General features: G+C 66.8%; 20 protein-coding genes. 9 read left to right on the top strand and 11 right to left on the bottom strand.

The genetic code is table 11. The annotated features are described in order from the left end of the window. Positions 1–244 precede the first annotated feature (244 nt). Entirely contained in the window at positions 245–439 is a 195-nt protein-coding gene (locus ACWEKS_RS33510) for a hypothetical protein (protein ID WP_452343803.1), read from the top strand. 596 nt (positions 440–1,035) lie between these two features. Here the strand turns inward: ACWEKS_RS33510 and ACWEKS_RS33505 are convergent. Further along, on the bottom strand, positions 1,036–1,461 hold the full coding sequence (locus ACWEKS_RS33505; protein WP_452343802.1) for a MarR family winged helix-turn-helix transcriptional regulator: 426 nt from the start codon (positions 1,459–1,461) through the stop codon (positions 1,036–1,038). Positions 1,462–1,541: 80 nt separating this feature from the next. Here ACWEKS_RS33505 and ACWEKS_RS33500 point away from each other — a divergent pair, with 80 nt between their 5' ends. Next, positions 1,542–2,396, top strand: coding sequence for an SDR family oxidoreductase (locus ACWEKS_RS33500; RefSeq protein ID WP_452343801.1), 855 nt, complete (start codon positions 1,542–1,544; stop codon positions 2,394–2,396). 252 nt (positions 2,397–2,648) lie between these two features. Here ACWEKS_RS33500 and ACWEKS_RS33495 read toward each other — a convergent pair whose 3' ends face one another. Together ACWEKS_RS33495 and ACWEKS_RS33490 are read right to left on the bottom strand one after the other, a co-directional pair. Then, the gene (locus ACWEKS_RS33495; protein ID WP_452343800.1) at positions 2,649–3,098 is read right to left on the bottom strand and encodes a hypothetical protein; all 450 of its coding nucleotides are present in this window, start codon (positions 3,096–3,098) and stop codon (positions 2,649–2,651) included. Positions 3,099–3,640: 542 nt separating this feature from the next. After that, a complete protein-coding gene (locus ACWEKS_RS33490) occupies positions 3,641–3,832 on the bottom strand; it encodes a hypothetical protein (protein WP_452343799.1) in 192 nt (63 codons plus the stop codon). A gap of 441 nt (positions 3,833–4,273) precedes the next feature. Here ACWEKS_RS33490 and ACWEKS_RS33485 point away from each other — a divergent pair, with 441 nt between their 5' ends. The 3 genes from ACWEKS_RS33485 (at position 4,274) to ACWEKS_RS33475 (ending at position 5,971) form a co-directional block, all read left to right on the top strand. After that, positions 4,274–5,152 (top strand): helix-turn-helix domain-containing protein, encoded by an 879-nt coding sequence (locus tag ACWEKS_RS33485; RefSeq protein ID WP_452343798.1) that lies wholly within the window; start codon positions 4,274–4,276, stop codon positions 5,150–5,152. Next, positions 5,149–5,355, top strand: coding sequence for a DUF397 domain-containing protein (locus ACWEKS_RS33480; protein WP_379428123.1), 207 nt, complete (start codon positions 5,149–5,151; stop codon positions 5,353–5,355). The genes ACWEKS_RS33485 and ACWEKS_RS33480 overlap by 4 nt, the downstream gene beginning before the upstream one ends. Positions 5,356–5,485: 130 nt before the next feature. After that, entirely contained in the window at positions 5,486–5,971 is a 486-nt protein-coding gene (locus ACWEKS_RS33475) for a hypothetical protein (RefSeq protein WP_452343797.1), read from the top strand. A gap of 131 nt (positions 5,972–6,102) precedes the next feature. On the opposite strand, the gene ACWEKS_RS33470 is transcribed toward ACWEKS_RS33475, so the two are convergent. Together ACWEKS_RS33470 and ACWEKS_RS33465 are read right to left on the bottom strand one after the other, a co-directional pair. After that, a complete protein-coding gene (locus ACWEKS_RS33470; RefSeq protein ID WP_452343796.1) occupies positions 6,103–7,374 on the bottom strand; it encodes a DUF418 domain-containing protein in 1,272 nt (423 codons plus the stop codon). A 255-nt stretch (positions 7,375–7,629) separates the two neighbouring features. Next, complete coding sequence (locus tag ACWEKS_RS33465; RefSeq protein ID WP_452343795.1) at positions 7,630–8,649, bottom strand: asparagine synthase-related protein; 1,020 nt, start codon at positions 8,647–8,649, stop codon at positions 7,630–7,632. Positions 8,650–8,795: 146 nt separating this feature from the next. Here ACWEKS_RS33465 and ACWEKS_RS33460 point away from each other — a divergent pair, with 146 nt between their 5' ends. Beyond that, positions 8,796–9,122: a hypothetical protein gene (locus ACWEKS_RS33460; protein ID WP_354843797.1), complete on the top strand. Its 327-nt coding sequence runs from the start codon at positions 8,796–8,798 to the stop codon at positions 9,120–9,122. Between the two features lie 34 nt (positions 9,123–9,156). Here ACWEKS_RS33460 and ACWEKS_RS33455 read toward each other — a convergent pair whose 3' ends face one another. The 3 genes from ACWEKS_RS33455 to ACWEKS_RS33445 form a co-directional block, all read right to left on the bottom strand. Continuing rightward, the gene (locus ACWEKS_RS33455) at positions 9,157–10,713 is read right to left on the bottom strand and encodes a sensor histidine kinase (RefSeq protein WP_452343794.1); all 1,557 of its coding nucleotides are present in this window, start codon (positions 10,711–10,713) and stop codon (positions 9,157–9,159) included. A 61-nt stretch (positions 10,714–10,774) separates the two neighbouring features. Continuing rightward, a complete protein-coding gene (locus ACWEKS_RS33450) occupies positions 10,775–11,479 on the bottom strand; it encodes a response regulator transcription factor (RefSeq protein ID WP_452343821.1) in 705 nt (234 codons plus the stop codon). 208 nt (positions 11,480–11,687) lie between these two features. Continuing rightward, positions 11,688–13,277, bottom strand: a complete 1,590-nt coding sequence (locus ACWEKS_RS33445; RefSeq protein ID WP_452343793.1) for a GMC oxidoreductase — start codon at positions 13,275–13,277, stop codon at positions 11,688–11,690. A 73-nt stretch (positions 13,278–13,350) separates the two neighbouring features. Between ACWEKS_RS33445 and ACWEKS_RS33440 the strand changes: the two genes are divergently transcribed. Beyond that, the gene (locus tag ACWEKS_RS33440; protein WP_452343792.1) at positions 13,351–14,028 is read left to right on the top strand and encodes a TetR family transcriptional regulator; all 678 of its coding nucleotides are present in this window, start codon (positions 13,351–13,353) and stop codon (positions 14,026–14,028) included. 76 nt (positions 14,029–14,104) lie between these two features. Further along, complete coding sequence (locus tag ACWEKS_RS33435) at positions 14,105–14,875, top strand: thioesterase II family protein (RefSeq protein ID WP_452343791.1); 771 nt, start codon at positions 14,105–14,107, stop codon at positions 14,873–14,875. A gap of 17 nt (positions 14,876–14,892) precedes the next feature. Here ACWEKS_RS33435 and ACWEKS_RS33430 read toward each other — a convergent pair whose 3' ends face one another. Both ACWEKS_RS33430 and xylA read right to left on the bottom strand, forming a co-directional pair. Then, positions 14,893–16,335, bottom strand: a complete 1,443-nt coding sequence (locus ACWEKS_RS33430; protein ID WP_452343790.1) for an FGGY family carbohydrate kinase — start codon at positions 16,333–16,335, stop codon at positions 14,893–14,895. Between the two features lie 4 nt (positions 16,336–16,339). Further along, the gene (gene xylA, locus ACWEKS_RS33425) at positions 16,340–17,521 is read right to left on the bottom strand and encodes a xylose isomerase (protein ID WP_452343789.1); all 1,182 of its coding nucleotides are present in this window, start codon (positions 17,519–17,521) and stop codon (positions 16,340–16,342) included. A gap of 146 nt (positions 17,522–17,667) precedes the next feature. Here xylA and ACWEKS_RS33420 point away from each other — a divergent pair, with 146 nt between their 5' ends. Continuing rightward, positions 17,668–18,825, top strand: coding sequence for an ROK family protein (locus ACWEKS_RS33420; RefSeq protein ID WP_452343820.1), 1,158 nt, complete (start codon positions 17,668–17,670; stop codon positions 18,823–18,825). Positions 18,826–18,932: 107 nt separating this feature from the next. Here ACWEKS_RS33420 and ACWEKS_RS33415 read toward each other — a convergent pair whose 3' ends face one another. Continuing rightward, positions 18,933–19,430 carry a hypothetical protein gene (locus ACWEKS_RS33415; RefSeq protein WP_452343788.1) on the bottom strand — a complete coding sequence of 166 codons (498 nt, stop codon included), beginning with the start codon at positions 19,428–19,430 and terminating at the stop codon, positions 18,933–18,935. Positions 19,431–19,549 lie beyond the last annotated feature (119 nt).

The raw sequence follows: 19,549 nt of genomic DNA, 5'->3' as shown, positions 1-19,549 counted from the left end.
TCCATCTCGTTACCAGTACTGGCCCAAGTCTCAGGCCGGGTGAACACGTTCCTTGCCTCAGCCAACCAGCGCTGCTTCAGATCATCCGATGACCGCACTTGCCGAGCCTAGTCAAGCTGGGCGGAACGCACTCGCTTGGCGCTGGTTGCGCTGACTGAAACGGCCGGGAGCCGCTGCGGCTGTGTAACACGTTGGCCTCGACCACGATCCAGCTGACATATGGGGATGGTGAGGAGACGGCGGCATGAGAACACCGCGCAGGCACCGGCTGTGGTGGGCGCGGGTCACTGCGGGCGCGGTAGCTGCGGTGGCGCTGCTCGGCGGTGGCTTGATTGCCTTCTGGTCCAGTGACCATCCGGCACCTCTCGGGCCCGTGACCGAGCTTCCGCCTGTCACCGTGCCGCTACCCACGAAACACTGGGTGGACAGCGGGAATTGACCATCGCCGAATGCTGACGACGGCGCCGGAGGCGCGCAGGGAGCGCGCCAAGAGTTCTATTTCCACGAGAGTTCCTCGAAGCCCGGCGCGCAGGAGTTCGTCGGCCATGGACCGCGCTTGAGATAGCGACAGCGGTCGGGACTTGGCGAAGGGCGCGCATTACCGATGCCGGCGTGGCGCTCCCGGTGCGGAGTTCGAGAATGCTGGGGCCGTTGGCCGCCAGGATCGCCGCTCGAACACTCGCTGGCGGCGGTTCGAAACCGCACTCGTACCATTCGGTTTCGCACATTTGGCATGTCCCGGGCAGATCCCACCTATGTTTGCCACCCGTCAGGGCTTCGACGACGGTAGCCTCGGCCGGCGATCCGCACTTGATGCAATCTCTCTCACGTACGGCGCAGACTCGACCACGGTGTCCATGGGCCGAACCTAGACCGGGAACCGGTCTACGCCAACCATCCGGAAATGCCGCGACCCGCGTGGTTCGAAGCGGCCGACACCTGCGGAAAGTCAACCGGCAGAGTGCGTCACGATCGTCAGCGGTGCGTGCTCACGACGAATGTCGCGTATTTCGAGGGCTGGTGATCGGTTGTCGGTCAGTCTGTGAGCAGGATGGTGAGCAGGGTGCGGAGTTGGTGTTGTTGCTCGGTGGTCAGCCGGGCCAGTGGTTGGCTGGCGAAGGGCATGCGGGCTTGTAGGTCCTCGGCGACGCGTCGGCCCTGATCGGTTGCCGCGACCAGACGCACTCGTCGGTCGTTCGGATTCTCCTGGCGCTCGATCAAGCCGCGGGTCTGCAATTTGTCGACGAGGGCGGTGACATTCGACGGCTCGGCGTGGAGGTGTTCGGCGATCCGCCGGGTCACGACCGGCTCCTGTGCTGCCAGCAGCGCTTTGGCCTGCATGGGCGTCAACCCATGGGCGCCGGCCGCTGCCTCCGCCTCGGTGGCGTAGCGGCGATTGATTGCCGCGAACAGCCCTACCACCTCGGCCGTCAGTTCCCGCTGCTCCTGCTCGCTCGACATGCCCTCCACTATAGCGATACCCCATCATAATTATGATGTATTATGATTATGGTTCATAACCAATAGCCAGGAGGAACCCCATGAGCCCGTCCATCGACCGGAAAACCGTCCTGATCACCGGCACCTCGACCGGCATCGGACTGCACACGGCCATCCACGCCGCCCGCTCCGGCTGGCAAGTCATCGCCACCATGCGCGACACCGGCCGCTCGACCGCACTCGTCGAGCTCGCCCGGGACAAAGGCGTCGCCGACCACATCGAGGTCCGACAGCTCGACGTCACCGATCCGGACTCCGTCCACCGCTGCGTCTCCGGCGTCGTCGACGACCACGGCCACCTCGACGCACTGATCAACAACGCGGGCGCCGGCCACCTGGGCACCCTCGAACTGGAGGACATCGGCGAGATCCGCGCCGTCATGGAGGTCAACTTCTTCGGCGTCCTCGAAGTCACCCGCGCCGCGCTCCCGCAACTGCGCGCCACACACGGACGAGTACTCACCGTCAGCAGCGTCGGCGGGGTCATCGGACAGCCGTTCAACGAGGCATACTGCGCCGCGAAGTTCGCCGTCGAGGGCTTCATGGAAGCGTTGGCCCCGGTAGCCGCGCAGACCGGGGTCGCGGTCAGCGTCATCGAACCCGGTGCCGTCGCAAGCGAATTCGTCGCCAACGTCGGCGGACGCGAGATGCTGGCCACGAACGCGGCCGGACCGTACGCTTCGGCGCTGGCCGCCTACCGCAAGCGCACCGAGGGCGCCTTCGCCAACGCCCAATCCGCCGAGTCCGCCGCCCAGGCCATCGTCGAAGCACTCGACTCCACCGACCTCCCGTTCCGAGTCCAGACCTCCGACACCGCCCGAAACTTCGTCGCCGTCAAACTCGCCGACCTCGACGGCGTGAAAGTACAGGACATGACCGGCGCCTGGATCGGGTGAACCACCCGGCCACAACCAGGCGCGTCGTACCCGGATGCGGGCGAGCGAATCATCAATTCATCGCGCCGCCCGCACCTACGCACCTTCCTCGCGCTGGTCACCCGTTTCGAACAGACCTCTGTTGAACGCACTCATCTGACACATACCGCGCTGCCCGAACCGGCCAGCGCGGATCCTCGGAGGATCACGCGCCGAGTGTCATGCGTCCGCCGGCGGCGCACGGCTGTCGCGGCCAGGCGGGAGATTTGTAGATCAGTCCTTCCTCTGCCGGTAACTGAGTAGGGATCTGCGCAGACCGCTGAACGCGTAGGCGGCCGCCCACACTGAAATCAGAATGAGGACAACGAACATCGGTAGCCAGCTGCTCTTATGATGATCGACGCTCCACCAGACCGCCGTAAACAGAATCGCGCAGACAAACAGCAGGATGTCGCGCAAGCTGCCGCGATAGGAGGCGGCCGCTCTGCGTAGCAGCTGGTATCGGTTGACGGTCGCGACCAGGTCGTCGATGCGACTGTCGATGGTCCGTTGGAGTTCGGCTCGCCGCTCCACCTCCTGCGGAGGTAGGCGTTCCAGCAGTTCCATATCCTGCTTGATCGTCTTGCGGACGTCCGGGCCCTTCAAATATCCCGCCGCTGCACCGAGAGCCAATCCACCAGCGATGGGCGCGATCCCCACGGCAAGGTCAACCAAAGCGGGCATGCTTCCGTCTCCTCGGCCACCCCATCAATATCGCGGCAAAAGTATCGCCCAGATCATATGCCCGGTCGTGTACCACTGTGTCGATCGAAACGCCGACCTCGATGTATCTGGTCCTGCTTGACTGACCAGATGTTTGGCCGGCATTGCGACGAGAACAGCAAAAGTACCGGTATCGGGGTAAGAGGGTCGTCATCCTGACAGCGCTCGTACGAATCGCGCCATGCTGCGTCCAGTCGATTGAGCGGCGGACGCTGCAGAGATTGGCCGCGGTTCGGAATAGTCGGAGGCGTTGCGAAAGGCAATTCTGCTGATTGCCTCGAGGAAGTCGTCGACGCTACCGCAACCCCGGTGAATCGACCGACTCACTGATGACGCTCACCACCCGTGGCGGTCCGAATTCATCGGGCCGCCATCGAGTGCGGAGGCGCGACGGGGCCTGCCGCGCGGGATGATGAAGGCAATCGCGGGAATCCGGGTTGAGCGATGCCGTGGTGGTGCGAATGGTATTGCGGTGTGAAGAACTTCCCGGCCACACCGGGTGATCACCAGATGTTCCAGGTGCCCCTGAGCGGCTTGACCTCCCGGTCTGCGCGCTCCAGATTCGGAACCAGATCAGTGAAGTATCGCCGGGCGTCACAGTTGTCGTCGCAGTGCTGATGCTGTTTCAGACCATGTTGTGCCACTTGCAGATTCATGACCGGATAGTCGGGTGCGTCGTGCGAGATGATGGTCATGGCCTGCTCCCTGTCGTCCGGTCGCCCGCACGGATCACGGCGATGGCCTGACGCTTCTTGCCGCACACGGACATGGGGCAGGACTCGTGGACTCGGAGGACATCGCGCGCGTAACCGATCGACATCGCGCTGATCGCTTCGTGGTTTTCGATGGGTATGCCGTACATGGCTGGCGCTCCGGTTGTCGGCGTTGATGTTTGGTGGCCCCGGCCGCCGGTACGACCTGGACGTGCGACCCGCTCTCGAAGGGCACACGATCGGAACTTGTTGACCGGCCTCGCTGTTCAGGTTCCCGGCGGCAGGGGGTAACTACTGGTCTACGCCGTTCGGTCACTGCGTGGAACGTTCCAGAGGGCAATGTGCTTGAAAAGGTTTCCGCCATCCAAAGTTGGCGGGAGAATCATTCCAAAATTGCATGAGACCGGTAGAGAGGCTAAGCGTATGGCTGTTGGCTCCACCGTTCCACGCCGCCTGATCGGGCGGACACTGAAGCAGCTGCGCGAGCAGTCAGGCGTCCCGGCGGTGAAGGCGTACAGGCTGATAGATGTTTCGCCCCAAACACTCTGGAGACTCGAAACGGGACAACCGGGCACGAAGATCCGAGAAGTAGACGTGCACGCCCTCTGCCGCCTCTATGGCGCTGACGAAGACACTACTGCCGCCCTCATCGGTCTGATTGCCGAAACGAAGAGTCCTGGGTGGTGGCACGACTACGGGTCCGCGGTGCCGTCGTATTTCGATTTGTTCCTGGGCATGGAGGAATCCGCCCGGAAGCTCACCACGCTCCACCTGAATCTCCTGCCCGGACTGCTCCAGACACCAAGCTATCGGCGCGCCGTGATCTGGGCCGCCTACCCAGGTATGCCGACAGCGGAAGTCGAACAGCGCATCGAGATTTCAGCGAAACGCCAGCAGCGGTTGAACGAGCCCCCGGCCGACTTCAGCGTCGCCATGTACATCCGTGAATCCGCCCTGCGCTGGTCGGTCGGCAGTCCGGCCGTCATGGCCGAGCAGCTTCGGCACATCGTGAGCGTGTCGAAGCTGCCTACGGTGTCGATCCGGGTGGTGCCGCTCGGCGTGGCAACTCCATTGCCGCTGATCGTTGGTACGTTCACACTGATGGAGTTCCCCGCGTACGCGGACTCCCGCCTGACGGAACCACCATTGGTATACGTGGAGGGCTTCACGGGCGCGCTGTACCTGGACAAGCCTGGAGAGCTGGACCTCTACAAGGCGGCGGTGAGAACCCTCCGCACGGTAGCGAAAAGCGAGCAGGACACCAGGGAACTGGTACTGAACATTGCAAAGGAGTGCGAGTGAACGCCGACCTGTCCAAGGCGGATTGGTACAAGAGCAGCCGAAGCGGCCCGAACCAGGACTGCGTCGAGGTTGCACATCTGGACGGGGGCACCGTGGGCGTACGGGACTCGAAGGACGTAGCCGGCCCGGCTCTGGTCTTCGCTCCGGGCGATTGGGACGCCTTCAACGCGGCCGTGAAGGACGGAAAGTTCGACCGGTCCTGACCGACCATGACGACTGTGGGAGTCTGGGCGTGGTGTCCGGGCTCCCCTTCTTCATGCGTGACAAGATCTCCCACCAGCCTCGACGCGTATACGACATGATCCGTTGAACACTCATCAAAGGAGATGTGCGATGCAGGTTAGGTCAGCAGTGGTCACCGGCGGCGCAATGGTCGCCGGGTTGTTCGCAAGCTTCGTTCCGGGTGTGGCCCACGCCGATTTCGTCGATCCGGCGCCCTACGTGGACGCCAATGGGGTGGCGTGGTTCAACATGGCGGGAAACAACTGTTCGATTACGCCGAATGGTGTTGTGGGGTGCGATCTTCCGACTCCGGCATCGATCATGTCGATGACGATCGCGGGTATGACGATCCCGGTGCCCTACGTGCCGGCCGTCGCCATCGACACGGCCTACTTTCCCTCGCACCCGCAGTGGAGTTCCAATGGCAGCCACACCCAGCAGGGCGGCAATCCCGCGATCGTGCCGGGGGTCGATCAGTACACGACGTCGGTCTACTACGCCGGGGCCACGTGCACGGTTTCGGTCCGCAACGACGTGGTGTGCTCGGGGATGAGTCACGAATTCCGCGTCGCGGGGTCGCAGGCGTACGGAAACTGAACCAGGACAATCGGATCGGTCGCCCGCCTCGCCGCTGGGAAGTGTCTCGAAGTGGGTGATGGGGTGGCATCGCGGGTGCGGTGCCACCCCATCAGCATCTTTGGTGAAAGCTGTTGCTCACGTTGGCATATTCAGGGATGGGGCGAGGAAGAACGCCTGACCAGAGCGTTCGTCACGCCCTGAGTGATGGTGTGGAGCAGCCGTTCCGCCGGACCGCGACGGAACCGGCTGCGCCACAGAGTCGCCACCACCAGGGAACCGATGGCGAGTAGTGCCAGTAGTTCCCAGCCCGGGCCGTGGATGCCGGCCGGCGGTGCGGTCGCGTTCTCGTCGGGTATCGGCACCAGGACGCTGACCGCCACCACCTGCAGGATGTAGAGGCTCAACGCGCAGGAGCCCGCGGCGATCAAGGGGCGCAAGGCGATACCGGCACGCGGGACCAGTGCCATCAGCACACCGATCACCAGGCAGGCGGCACCGGTCGCGCCGAACACCTCGAATGGGGTGCCGCTGTGCGGGGTGGCGACGGTCAGCCACCACCAGCTCGTTGTCGCCACCGCGCCGAGACCGGTCATATCGATGATCTGGCCCGGATCGAAATCGGTGACCCCGGCCTGTCTCATGCCCTCGGTGAGCAGGTCGACCAGGTGCGCACGTCCGCCCAACAGGTGCTGTACCAGCCACGAACCGCCGTATCCGAGCAGGGCCAGCAGTGCACCGACGCCGATCACCGGCAGCGGCCGGAGTGCGCGAATCCCCCAGCGGCCCAGGGCCATACCGGCGAAGAGGAATGGCATCCAGGTGAGCGCCGGGTACCCGCCGGTGAGCACCAGCATCTGGCCCGCCTGCCGCAGACCCGACCACGAGGTGAACATCTCGAAGAGGGGGTCGCCGCCGGAAGCGTTCTGGTGCATGTGGCTTCGGATGACGAAGGACAGGATCGGCCCGGCGATCGCCCACACCGCCGCGAGTATCGCGAGCGCCCGGGCCTCCAGCCGCAGGGCGGGCAGGGCCAGCAGGAAGAACAGGCCGTAGTAGGTCAGGATGATCAAGATTCCGATGCCGGAATGCAGTTGCGCCAGCGCCAGACCCAGCAGCGCGACCAGCACGGCTCGGGAGCCGATGCGAATCAGGCTGCGGCGGGCCGCGATCCCGGTGGCAGGGTGCGCCCCGCCGGACATGAGCGCCAGCGACACGCCCGCCAATACCGCGAACAGTGCGGCCGACCGGCCCTCGAAGACCGTCAGCCAGGACGCGCCCGGCTGGCCCCGCGGCGGCCCGACATGCACCGCGAACATGCCCAGCACCGCGATGCCCCGCGCCGCGTCGAGCGCGAGGACGCGCGGCAGCGAATTCGAAGCATACGATTCTTGCGGCACGGTGACCGATGCCGGCGATCCCATAACCTTGCCCACCTCCAAGATTTCGACTGTTAGCGACAGCGAGGCTAATTCGGCACATACGAGAAATTCGAGCCCGATGCCCGATTCGCGGAAGAAATAGCCGAAAGAGTTAGTTCCCGGCTAACCAGAAGGGTTAGCCGGGAACTCGCGAGCTACGCCTCGAGGGTGGCATCCAGCTCGATGGGGTCGATCAGCCAATGGCTCCGGCAGTGGTGAGGGCGGCCACAGGCCCGCCCTCACCATTCGAGACAGAACCTAGTCGCGCAGGAGCAGCGCGAGGTAGAGGCGGGTGGCCACGGCGTCGAATTGTTCGGCGGCGGGATCGGAGTAGGTGCGTGCGCCGGGGATGTCGGCGGCGTACGCACGGGCAGCCTCGGCCAGCGCACCCATGATGCCTGCCGACCGCTGGATGGCGGACTTCTCGGCCCACGCCAGGGAGCGGGCCGATTCGGGCAGCAGCCGTTCGCAGGCGATGCGGACGCACAGCTTGTCGGCGGGCGCTCCGTTGTGCAGGCCGAACAGTGCCGGGGGCGCGAGGGTTTGGGCGAGTTCCCAGAAGCGGACGGTCTGGAAGATGTGCACGATATGGTCGGCGCGGTCGCCCAGGATGCGGGGATAGAAGTCCGGGACGAGCCGATCGACGGTGAAGTTGTGAGCGGATTCGGTGCGGGTGATGCGATCGAGTTCCGCGGTAGCCTCGGGTGAATCGATCGGGTGCGCAAGGGTTTTGCCGCCCGCGAAGATGGCGTCCGCGCCGCTGCCGGTCAGGATCGGGCCGGTGATGCCGAGGCGGTCCAGGACCGGCTGGATGGCGAGCATCGGGACGGCGTACGAAACCTCCCACAGTTCGGGCACTTTCAGGCGTTCCAGCGATTCCCGCGCCAATGCCGCCACGGCGGGGCCGTCCAGTTCGACGATGTCGTGCGGCAGGCCGAGGGCGGTGGCGGCGGCCGTGGCGTTGGCGCGGTCGGTGCCGTCGGCGGTCAGCACGGTGAGAGCGTGCGGGCGACGGCCCAGGGCGACGGCGGTGGCGGCCAGGAAGATCGAGTCGACGCCGCCGGACAGCAGGATGACCGGGTCGGCGGGCATGGCCTCGAATACCGCGCGCAGCCGGTCCCGGGTCTCGGCCGCCACCAGTTCGGCGGCGTGCCCGGGATCGGTGAGACGGCGTGAATCCGGGTCGGGGGTGGCGATATCGCGCAGGTCCGCGACGAATTGCATGGGTGCGCCGCTCTGGGCGGCAGGGGCGGTGTGTGCTGCGTCCGGTCGTCCCACGCGGCTCAGCCTACTGGGGCGCGACACCGGCTCGGATTCCCAGCTGGCACATAGGTCGGACCCATGGCCCGCCCACATAGGGGCTTTTGGATAGGAGTCACGGCAGGCCGCTCGGCCCGCCGTCCCTCCGAGAAAGGTTCTGCGCGTTGAAATCCTCGTCTGTGACCCCGTCCCGCCTGCGCCGCGTGACCGCCCGCATCGCCGTGGCCGGTGCCCTCGCCGCGGTGCCGGTGGCCGCGCTGGCCATCCCCGCCTCGGCCGCCACCACCGACTCCGGAATTCCGGTGGTCAGCCAGATCGCCGACCCGGATTGGAATCACGATCGCGGCGGCGACAACCAGGACCGCCACGACCGTCCCGGCGACCAGGATCGGCACGACCGGCCGGGCGACCAGGATCGCGGCCCGGATCAGCCGCAGCCCCAGCCCGAGCCGCAGGCCCAGCCGCAGCCGCCGACCGGCTCGTTCGGCTGACCGTCACCGCCGCGGGCTGACCGCCACCGTGCGCTCAGCCCGCGGCGGGCAGGCGCACGGTGAATTCGGTACGGCCGGGGCGGCTTTCGACGTCGATGGCGCCGCCGTGCGCTTTCACCACCGCCGCCACGATGGACAAGCCGAGCCCGGTGCTGCCGGCGCGTCGCGAGCGCGACGAATCACCGCGCGCGAAGCGTTCGAAGACCTCCGGCTGCAGTTCCGTGGGGATGCCCGGTCCATCGTCGGTGACCCGCCAGATCGCCCCGCCCCGGCCGTCCTCGGCCAGGGCGGTGGTGACCCGGGTACCGGGTCCGGTGTGCACGCGCGCATTGGCGAGCAGGTTGGCCAGCACCTGGTGCAGGCGGGCCGTGTCGCCGGTCACCACGATCGGCTCGGGCGGTAATTCCAACGCCCACTGCAGATCCGGGCCGGCGATGTGGGCGTCGCTGACCGCATCCACGGTGAGCCGGGTCAGATCCACCGGCGCGTGCTCGATCCCGCGCCCGGCGTCCAGGCGGGCCAGCAGCAGCATGTCCTCCACCAGGGTGGTCATGCGCCGCGACTCGGAGTCGACGCGGCTCATGGCATGCGCGACCACCGGCGGCAGCGTATCCCGTTCCCGCAGCGCCAGTTCCGCGTAACCGCGGATGGAGGACAGCGGGGTGCGCAGTTCGTGGCTGGCGTCGGCCAGGAACCGCCGGATCCGGGTCTCGCTTTCGTGCCGGGCCTCCAGCGCGCCCGCGATGTGGTCGAGCATGCGGTTGATGGCCATGCCGAGCTGACCGACCTCGGTACCGGCGTCGGCGTCGGCGACCGGAACCCGCACGGGCAGCGTCACTTCCCCGCGATCCAGCCGCAGGCCCGCGACCCGCGCGGCAGTGGCGGCGACCCGATCCAGCGGGGTCAGGGCGCGCCGGATGAGCCAGATGCCCGCCGAGGTCGCCACCACCAGGACCACGGCGGTGGCGATCAGCAGGATCAGGAGCACCCGCATTAGGGTGGCGTCGACCGAGTCCAGCGGCAGACCGATGATCACCGTCTTGCCCGACCAGGTGGTCTCGGCGAGCACACGATAGTGGCCCTGGCCCTCGATATCCATCGAGACGGGCTTACCGGGAGTGGCGGCGGCCAGCTGCTTGCGGGCCGACTCCGACAGGGCGGACTGCACGCCGTCGTTGCCGACGCGGCCCGCGCTCACCGAGTGGTCGCGGTCCACGAGCACGCCGACCGTATCCGGTTGGATGCTGCGGCGATTCAGGAATTCCGGCCCCGGACCGGACGACTCGCCTGTCGAGGGCGGCGGGCCGGGGGCATTGTGCTGGTCCGGCGGCGGGCCGAGGCTGGGACCGCCGCCCACGTCGCCGAGGGCATGCTCTGTCGTCGCGGTGAGGTCGACGTCCACCTGGTGCACCAGGAACTGTTGCAGCGCAAGCTCGGTCGCGATGCCGATGCCCACCACCACGGCCACCAGCAGCACCACCTGTCCGACCAGCAGCCGCCTGCGCAGCGACCAGCGGCGGCGGGGCCTCGGCTCGGCGGGCCGGCCAGAGGGTGCGGGGAGCTCGTTCACGGGCTCTTCCCGTCGATTCATGGACTCACCCCGCTCTTTCGTGGAGGGACCGAGCTCGGATTCGCCGAGCTCCTGTGTGGACTCACTGAGCCGGCTTGAGGACATAGCCCGCACCTCGCAGTGTGTGGATCATCGGCGCGCGGCCGCTGTCGATCTTCTTGCGCAGATAGGAGACATACAGTTCGACGATGTTGGAGCGGCCGCCGAAGTCGTAGCTCCAGACCCGGTCCAGGATCTGCGCCTTGCTCAGTACCCGGCGGGGATTGCGCATGAACAGCCGTAGCAGCTCGAATTCCGTTGAGGTCAGCGCGATGTCGACGCCGTCGCGGGTGACCTCGTGGCTGTCCTCGTCGAGCGTCAGATCGCCGACCACCAGCCGCGAGCCACTGTCCTCGCTCGCGATGCCCGCGCGCCGCAGCAGCGCCCGCAGCCGCAGCACCACCTCGTCGATGCTGAAGGGCTTGGTGACGTAGTCGTCGCCGCCCGCGGTGAAGCCGGCGATCCGGTCCTCGACCGAATCCTTGGCGGTCAGCAGCAGGACCGGCAGATCCGGGAGCAGGTGGCGCAGCCGGTCGAGCACCTCGAGACCGGTCATATCGGGCAGCATCACATCGAGCACGACCACATCGGGCCGCAGTTCGCGCGCCCTGGCGACGGCCGTGCGCCCATCCCCGGCGGTGCCGACGGTCCAGCCCTCGTAACGCAGGGCCAGGGCGAGCAATTCGGCCAGCGCCGGTTCGTCGTCCACCACGAGCACGCTGACGGGACTGCCGTCGGCACGACGCATGGCGGAGCGCTCGATCGGGGTGTTTCCCGAGGTCAGAACTGACATTGTTACAGCGTCGGGGAGATCACTGGGCCGAAGCTGTACCGAAGCTATGGGTCAGCTGTGAGACCTGTGCGCCGGCTGTGCGCGCCGGGTCAGCGTGGTGGCAATCTGCGTGCGGACCGCAGGAAATCGAGCCGAGGTCGGTACGGCGCGTCCGTAGGCGAGGTCAGATCGCTTGCCCCACATCGGTGGCCACCAAGTGGTCCAGGGCGCGTTCGGCCAGGGCCGCGATGGTCATCGACGGATTGCAGGCGGCGGTGTTGCCGGGCATGAGCGCGCCGTCGAGGACGTACAGGCCGGGCTGGCCGTGGACGCGGCCGTCCAGGTCGCACACCGTGCCCATGCTCGCGCCGCCCAGCGGATGCCAGGTGGAGGGGAATGCGAGATTGGTGTCGAGCAGCACACTCGACGGTCCGGCGATGCGTTGCACCGCGGGGCCGATGTGGTTGTCCTGGATGACGGCATCGCCGTCGGCGGGCCAGAACAGGGTCGCGGCATCGGTCGCCGAGTCGTAGCGGAACTCGCCGCGGCCGCTGCTGAGCCCGTAGCCGACCATCATGGTGCTGTGCGCGTCCATCGACAGCGGCGGAATGGACGCCTGGATAACGGTGTGCGCGTTGTCCGGGTCATCCCAGTTCAGGCTGCCGTAGACGACCGGACCGCCCTGGGCGGGGCCGAATTCCTCGGTGGGAGCGGACCAGACGTAGATGCGGTCGGCATTGGTGCCCCACCCGCGGCCGAGATCGTCAGGGAGGTCGGGGATCTGGCCCCTGGCCCCCGCGCGCACCAGCAGACGGGTGGTATTGAGGCTGCCCGCGGCCATGACCAGGGCATTGGTGGTGAGGATCTTGTTCTCCAGCACCGTGCCCGCGGTATCGGTGCGGTTCACGTGTACGACCCAGCGGCCGTCCGGCGCGCGCTCGATGTCGGTGACCTCGTGCAGGGTCTCGACGGTAACGCGGCCGGTGGCCTCGGCGGCGGCGATATAGGTGACGTCGACCGAGTGCTTGCCGCCATTGTTGACGCCCATGGCCCCGTCACCATTGGTGTAGGAGGGGGCCATCTCGCCGCGGAGTTCGGCGAGTGCGAAGTTCCAGTCGATGGGCATGGGAATCTTCGACAGCGGCAGACCGGCGCGGCGGACGTGATCGGCGAAAACCCTTGCGGCGGTGTAGTTCGGCGTGTTGATCAGTTCGTCGGGGGCCACGGCCAGACCGAGCATGCGGGCGACGCGGGGGTAGTAGAGGGAATTCAGGGATGCCCAGTCGAGTCCATCCGGAAAATGAGCGCTGAAGACCGCCTCCGTGGGCTGCAGCGACATGCCCTGGTAGACAAGCGATCCACCGCCCAGACCCGCCGCGCACAGGGCGGTCATGTTCTGCCCCGGCACCGCCTCGACGAGACCGGTGTACTTGTCGAAAGCCACCGGCTTGCCGAACAATTCGGGACTCGAGCGATGCCACAGCATGCGCTTGTCCGGTGCGGTGGCATGCGGGAAGGTCTGCGCGTTCGGTCCGGTGGGCCAGCGCAGTCCGCGCTCGAGCAGCAGCACCTGGACGCCGGCTTCGGCCAGGCGCAGGGCGGTGACGCCGCCACCGAAACCCGAGCCGATGACGATGACCCGATGGTCTTCACGGGTGAGCTCCACCCGCTGGACCCGGGCGGCGATTCCGGCGCGGGCGACCGGCGCTGTCACGAGCAGAGTAGCGGTGGCGGCTGCCCCGGACAGCAGGGAGCGACGCGAGATATCTGGCATTGGACACCTTGGAAGGTTCGTGCGGACTCGACGAGTAACCCGGTTACTCAAGTAACGGCGTTACTGTAACTGCATGGCCAAGGAGACGGAAGAGGCATTACGGGCACGGATCCTGCTCGAGGTCCGCGCCCTGCTCGAATCCGACGGCTACGACGCCGTCCAGCTGCGCGAAGTCGCGCGCCGCGCCCGCGTCTCGCTCACCACCATCTACAAGCTCTTCCCCACGCGCGACGAGTTGCTCGTCTCCGCCATCGAAGCCTGGATGGAGGACAACACCTACATCCCGATGGAATCCCCGCCCCCCGGCGAATCCATCCGCGACGGCCTGCTCCGCGTCATCCGCCACGTGTTCGATCCCTGGGAACGCCACCCGATCATGCTCGAGGCCTACCATCGGGCCCGCATCGGTCCGGCCAACCAACGCCTCGACAATCACGGCCTGGACGCCGTCCTCCCCATCGCCGCCGCCGTGCTCGCCGGCGCCGAGCCCCGCTATCTCGAGGACATCGCCGTCGTCCTCTCCAACATGACCTTCTCCCTGCTCGGTCAATGCGCCGACGGCACCCTCCAGGTCTCCGAAGTCCTCCCGATCCTCGAACGCGCCGTCTACCGTTTGACGGCCAACAACGAGCCCGAGGCCACCGAGGCCCTCCGTCGCCGCGAATCGGCCACCGCGCTCCCCCTGCGCCCCGACGTGGCCGCCCCGTTCCGCCGTGCCCCTACGGATTCCCCTGCGCCACAACAGCCCTGACGCTCCCCCGCACCCGGCTCGAGCCCATTGCACGGTACCGTTCGGATGTTGAATCCGAGGAAAGGCTCTCCACCCGATGGGCAATAGCTGGCTGCGTCACCTGACCCCTTCACCGAGGAATGGCTCCCACAAGTTGGTCTGCTTTCCCCACGCCGGCGGATCCGCCCTCTCTTTCGGACCATTGGCCGAGTCCGTCGGTTCGGAGTTCGACGTTGTCGCCGTTCAATATCCGGGACGGCAGGACAGAAGGCACGAACGGCTCGTGGGCGATATTTCAGGGCTGGTCGACGGCCTGCTTCCCGAGGTGATCGAAGCTGTACGGGATGCCGGGAATTTTTCCGTGTTCGGCCACAGCATGGGATCCGTCGTGGCCTTCGAGGCGTGCAGGCGGCTCGAGGACGAGGTAGGGGCAACGGCGACAGTGCTGTTCGCTTCCGGCCGCTGTGCTCCGTCGGCGACGCAAACCGGGCGCGTGCATCTGCTCGGCGATCGAGAACTGTGTGAACAATTGCTTCAGATCGGCGGTACGCCCGCGGTATTGCTCGAGGATCCCGACTTTCGGGAATTGATCCTGTCGATCGTCAGGAACGACTACCGGGCCATCGAGACCTACGCGTGCACGACGGACGCCATGGTCAAGTCCCCCATCGTCGCACTGGTCGGCGACGGCGACCCCGATGCGAGTTTCGCGGACATCCAGGAGTGGAGCGCACACACCTCCGGAAGCTTTGCCGCGCAATCGTTTCCGGGCGGTCATTTCTTCATCGATGCGAATTGCCGAGCGGTCGGGCAGCTGATCCGCGAGCACACCTCGGCAGCGCGAACTGACGTGCGCGTCACTGGGTGACGCGCCGACACAGCGGATCACAGGTGTGAGCGTGCTGCTGCCTCCCGGTATCGGGCCAGCAATTCCGGCGACGGGTCCGCAGCAAAGGTGCGGGTTGTGGCCAATGGCCAGACAGGGGGCTGCGGGGCCGACGACAGCACCCACGCGGCTTGGCGAGCGGCTCCCGCGGCGACGTATTCACCGGGAACGGGAACATCGACGGGCACCCCGAACACCGCCGGCGCGATGGCGCACACGGCTGCCGAGCGTGCACCGCCACCGGTCAGCGTGACCCGGTCGACCGGCACCGAACCACGACGGAACACATCGGCAGCAGCGGCGGTCAGGCACAACAGCGACTCCACCGCCGCCCGGGCGATATTCTCCTGGGTCATCGACTCCATCGTCATGCCGTACAAGGAGCCGGTGGCATGGGGAAGATTCGGCGTCCGTTCGCCTTCCAGGTAGGGCACCTGCACCAGCCCGCCCGCGCCGGGTGCCGCCGCCAGTGCCAACGCCGAGAGCTCGTCGAGATCCACGCCGAGGACGGTGGCAGTCGCCTCGAGGATCCTGGCGGCGTTGAGCGTGCACACCAGTGGAAGAAAACGACCGGTAGCGTCGGCGAAGCCCGCCACCGTGCCGGACGGGTCCCGGACCGGCGTGGTCGTGACGGCGGCGATCACGCCCGAGGTACCCAGCGAGAGCATCACCTGACCGGCGTGCAGTCCCAAACCCAGCGCCGCGCCGGCGTTGTCGCCGCACCCGGGCCCGACGATCATCTCCGACCGGCCCAGCGCAGGGTCGGAGGTGCCCGCGGGCGCCGTCGGCGCCGCGACCGCCGGCAACACGATGCCCTGCGCGTGGGTCTGGCTGTACCGCAAGGCCATTGCCAGCAGCTCACGCCGGTAGACACCGGACACCGGATCGAAATAGCCGGTGCCCGACGCTTCGCTACGGTCGGTGACCAGGTCGTCGAGCGACCTCGCACCGCGCAACCGCCAGGTGAGCCAATCATGGGGCAACGCGATCGCTGCGATACGCGCGGCGTTGGCGGGCTCGTGGTCGGCGAGCCAGCGCAGTTTCGTGATGGTCAGCGACGCGACCGGTGCGGTGCCGACCGCGTCGACCCAGCGCCGCACACCCGCGTCGTGATCGCCGTCGCCCATTTCGTGAACAAGGTCGCGGGCGGCAGCAGCGGATCGGGTGTCGTTCCACAGCAGCGCCGGACGGATCACCGCGCCGTGGGCGTCCAGGCAGACGAGTCCGTGCTGCTGCCCGCCGACCGAGACCGCGGCCACGTCGTCGAGGCCACCGGCCTGCTGTATCGCCGATTGCAGTGCCTGCCACCAATATTCGGGATCGACCTCGGTGCCGGGCGGGTGCGCGGCGGCACCCGAGCGCACCGGCCGGCCGCTGTCGGCGTCGCGGATGACAACCTTGCAGGATTGGGTCGAGGAATCGACCCCAGCCACCAGTGTCATGGCCTCATCCGATCACATGCTCGACGGCGAGCTGGTGCAAGCGCACGAAACCGTAATCGCGCGTCGCGGCGGTGTCGGGGTCGAACAGCTGGTCTCGGCCCGCCGCGAACGTCTGTACCGATTCACCCTCGCCCAGCGTCGGCTGGGCGAGGGTGAACACCCCGGCGTGTGTCATCGCCTCCTGCACGCGAGGGTCGGCCCGGAATGCGCGGGCCTTGTCGGCCAGCATCAGGTACGTCGACATGTTCGCTCGTGCCGATTCCCACACCCCGGGCATGTATTCGGTGCGTGAGGGCTTGTAGTCGAAGTGCCGGGCCCCGGTGTAGCGCGGGCCGTCGGGATAGCCGGGGAAACCGTTCTCGAGCAGGTCCACGGTGAAGAACGCCGACATCAAATCGCCATGGCCGAAGACCAGGTCCTGGTCGTATTTCGCGCCGCGCTGGCCGTTGAGGTCGATGTGGAACAGCTTGCCGCACCACAACGCCTGCCCGATCGCGTGGGTGTAGTTGAGTCCCGCCATCTGCTCGTGGCCGGTCTCGGGGTTGACCCCGACGAGATCGGCATGGTCGAGCTCCGCGATCAGCGCGAGGGCGTGTCCCACGGTCGGCAGCAGGATGTCGCCGCGCGGTTCGTTGGGTTTCGGCTCCAAGGCGATGCGCAGGTCGTATCCCTGCGCCTCGATGTAGGCCGCGACGGTGTCGATGCCCTCCTTGTACCGTTCGAGCGCGGCGTAGAGGTCCTTGGATCCGTCGTATTCGCTGCCCTCACGGCCGCCCCACATGACGAAGGTGGTGGCATCGACCTGTCCGGCCAGATCGACCGCGTGCAGGATCTTCCGCAACGCGAAACGGCGGACCCCCCGGTCGTTGGCGCACAGTCCACCCTCCTTGAACACCGGGTGAGTGAAGGTGTTGGTGGTGACCATCTCGATTGCCAGACCAGCACGATCGGCCGCGTCCTTCACCCGGGCCACCCGCCGCTGCTGAATGGCCTCGTCGGCGTCGAATGGGTAGATGTCGTTGTCGTGGAAGCTGATTGCCCAGGCCCCGAGCTGGGCCAGCCCGTCGACGTAGTCCCACGGAGCCAGTGTCGGACGGGTCGCGCCACCGAACGGATCAGCGCCGCTCCAGCCGACTGTCCACAGTCCGAACGAGAACCTGTCCTGCGGGGTGGGTTGGCGGGACATCGCACAATCCTCTCATTTGTTTAGCCGATGAACTTAATTGGCGGGTGGGTTACGGTCAATACGTGAATCGAGGTTCTTCGCTGGCTGTTCGCACGGCGCCGACAAGTGCCCGCCAGACATCGCTCCGGGCGGCGAACTTGGCGTTGGTGCTGACCACGGTGCTGCAGAACCCTGCGGGTGTGTCGCGCGCGAGTATCGCTTCGGCGACCGGCATGACCCGAGCCACCGCGTCTCGCCTGGTCGACGAGCTGGTCGCGGGTGGCATCCTCGCCGAGTTGCCGCGCGCTGCAGCACCGAGCCGCGGCCGGCCGGCGACGCCGATCATCGCCGCAAGTCGCCTCATCGCCCTAGGGCTGCAAGTGGATACGAATCGTTTGACCGCTCGAGCAATCACGTTGTCCGGGGACATCGCGGGCGAACGCAGCGAGATCGGCGACTGGCGGAACAGCCGACCGGCCGCCTGCTTGGCCCGACTCGGCGAGCTCAGCACAGAACTGATTACAGCGCTGGCCGACGACGTGCGAGTTGTCGGGGTCGGCTTGGCGCTGCCCGGGATCGTGCGCGCCGACACCGCCACACTCATGACCGCACCGAATCTGGGGTGGTCGGAAGTGCGTCCCGAGGAGTTCATCGCTGCCGGGGCACGGGCCGGGTTGCCGGTGCGAGTCGGCAACGAGGCGGATCTGGCCGCCCGGGCAGCGGCCGAATACGCGCCCGGCCGCCCAGGCGCGGTCCGGAACTTTTTCTACGTGTCCGGCGATACCGGTATCGGCGGGGCGGCGGTGATCGACGGCGCGGTGATGGCCGGACCGTACGGGGGCAGCGGCGAAATCGGGCATGTCACCGTCGACCCGGGCGGCGGTGCCTGCGCGTGTGGTTCCACGGGCTGTCTCGAGTTGTACGCCGGCAGGCAAGCACTCGTTGCCGCCGCCGGATTGCCCGCCGGCACCGGCATAACCGAGCTCGCCGCCCACGCAGTCGCGGGGAACGCCGCAGTTCTGCACTCCCTCGAGCGTGCCGCGTGGGCGCTCAGCATCGCGCTGGCGGCAGCGATCAATATTCTCGGCATACCGGTCATCGTGCTCGGAGGGCATTTGGCAGCGCTGGCCGATTTCCTGCTGCCCCCGCTCATCTCACACCTCCACGGCCGCGTGGTGGCAGCACAGTGGATTGCCCCGCGAGTCGAGGTCGCCCGACCGGATATGGCGCCCGGCGCAACCGGTGCCGCGTATCTGGCCTTGGAGGAACTGATCCACGACCCGGCATGCTGGATCCCCCAGCGAGCAACCGACGGCGCCGGCTAGTCAGCCCGCCAGGGCCCGGGCGCAGTTCCGTTTCAGGGTGCGCCACCGTGTTGCATCCCGGGTCGGGGAGTCCGCTTCGGACCGCCTGACGGCGCACTGCGGTCCGATCAGCTGCAGGCCGGGGAAGTCTGCTGGACCAGCGACAACGTGTTGCAGGTCCAGTCCTTCTGGACCTTCCATTTCCCATCTTCGGCCACGACCGGTACCAACACCTGGTTCGGCGCTCCACCGTTGATGGACACCTGGGCGTCGGCGGTGAGTGCGCCGTTGCCCAAATCGGTCACCTTGGTGACCGTGATGGTGACGTTCATCTGTTTGAAGGCATCCGTCAGCCGTTGCGGCAGCATCGGATCGGCCTTGATGCCCTGAATCAGGTCCAGCTTCTGCTCGTTGGCGATATTGGGATCCATGAGCTTCTGCAACTCGGCATTGAGATCCGTCGCACCTGGGACGGCCGGATAGCTGCTCTGGGCTGCAGCCACTTTCGACGTGGTCGCCTTGTCCGGCTTGGCTTCGTCCTTGTTGCCACTGCCGCAGGCGGAAACCCCAAGCGCTGTGACGATTGCCAACGTGGCGATCACGATGCGACCGATCTTCGGAACCATCAACTGATTCCCCTTCATGTTCGATATGAATTGCTCGAGCAGACTGACTGTATAGTCGGCTAGCTTAGCGCTCGATATCGGCCACGTCGAGCCCATGGCCGATCCGCTCACGCGTCGCC

It is taken from the genome of Nocardia sp. NPDC004711 (genome assembly GCF_053601595.1).
The sequence above is the reverse complement of the archived record's forward strand: the minus strand, read 5'-3'. Positions and strand labels throughout refer to the sequence as shown.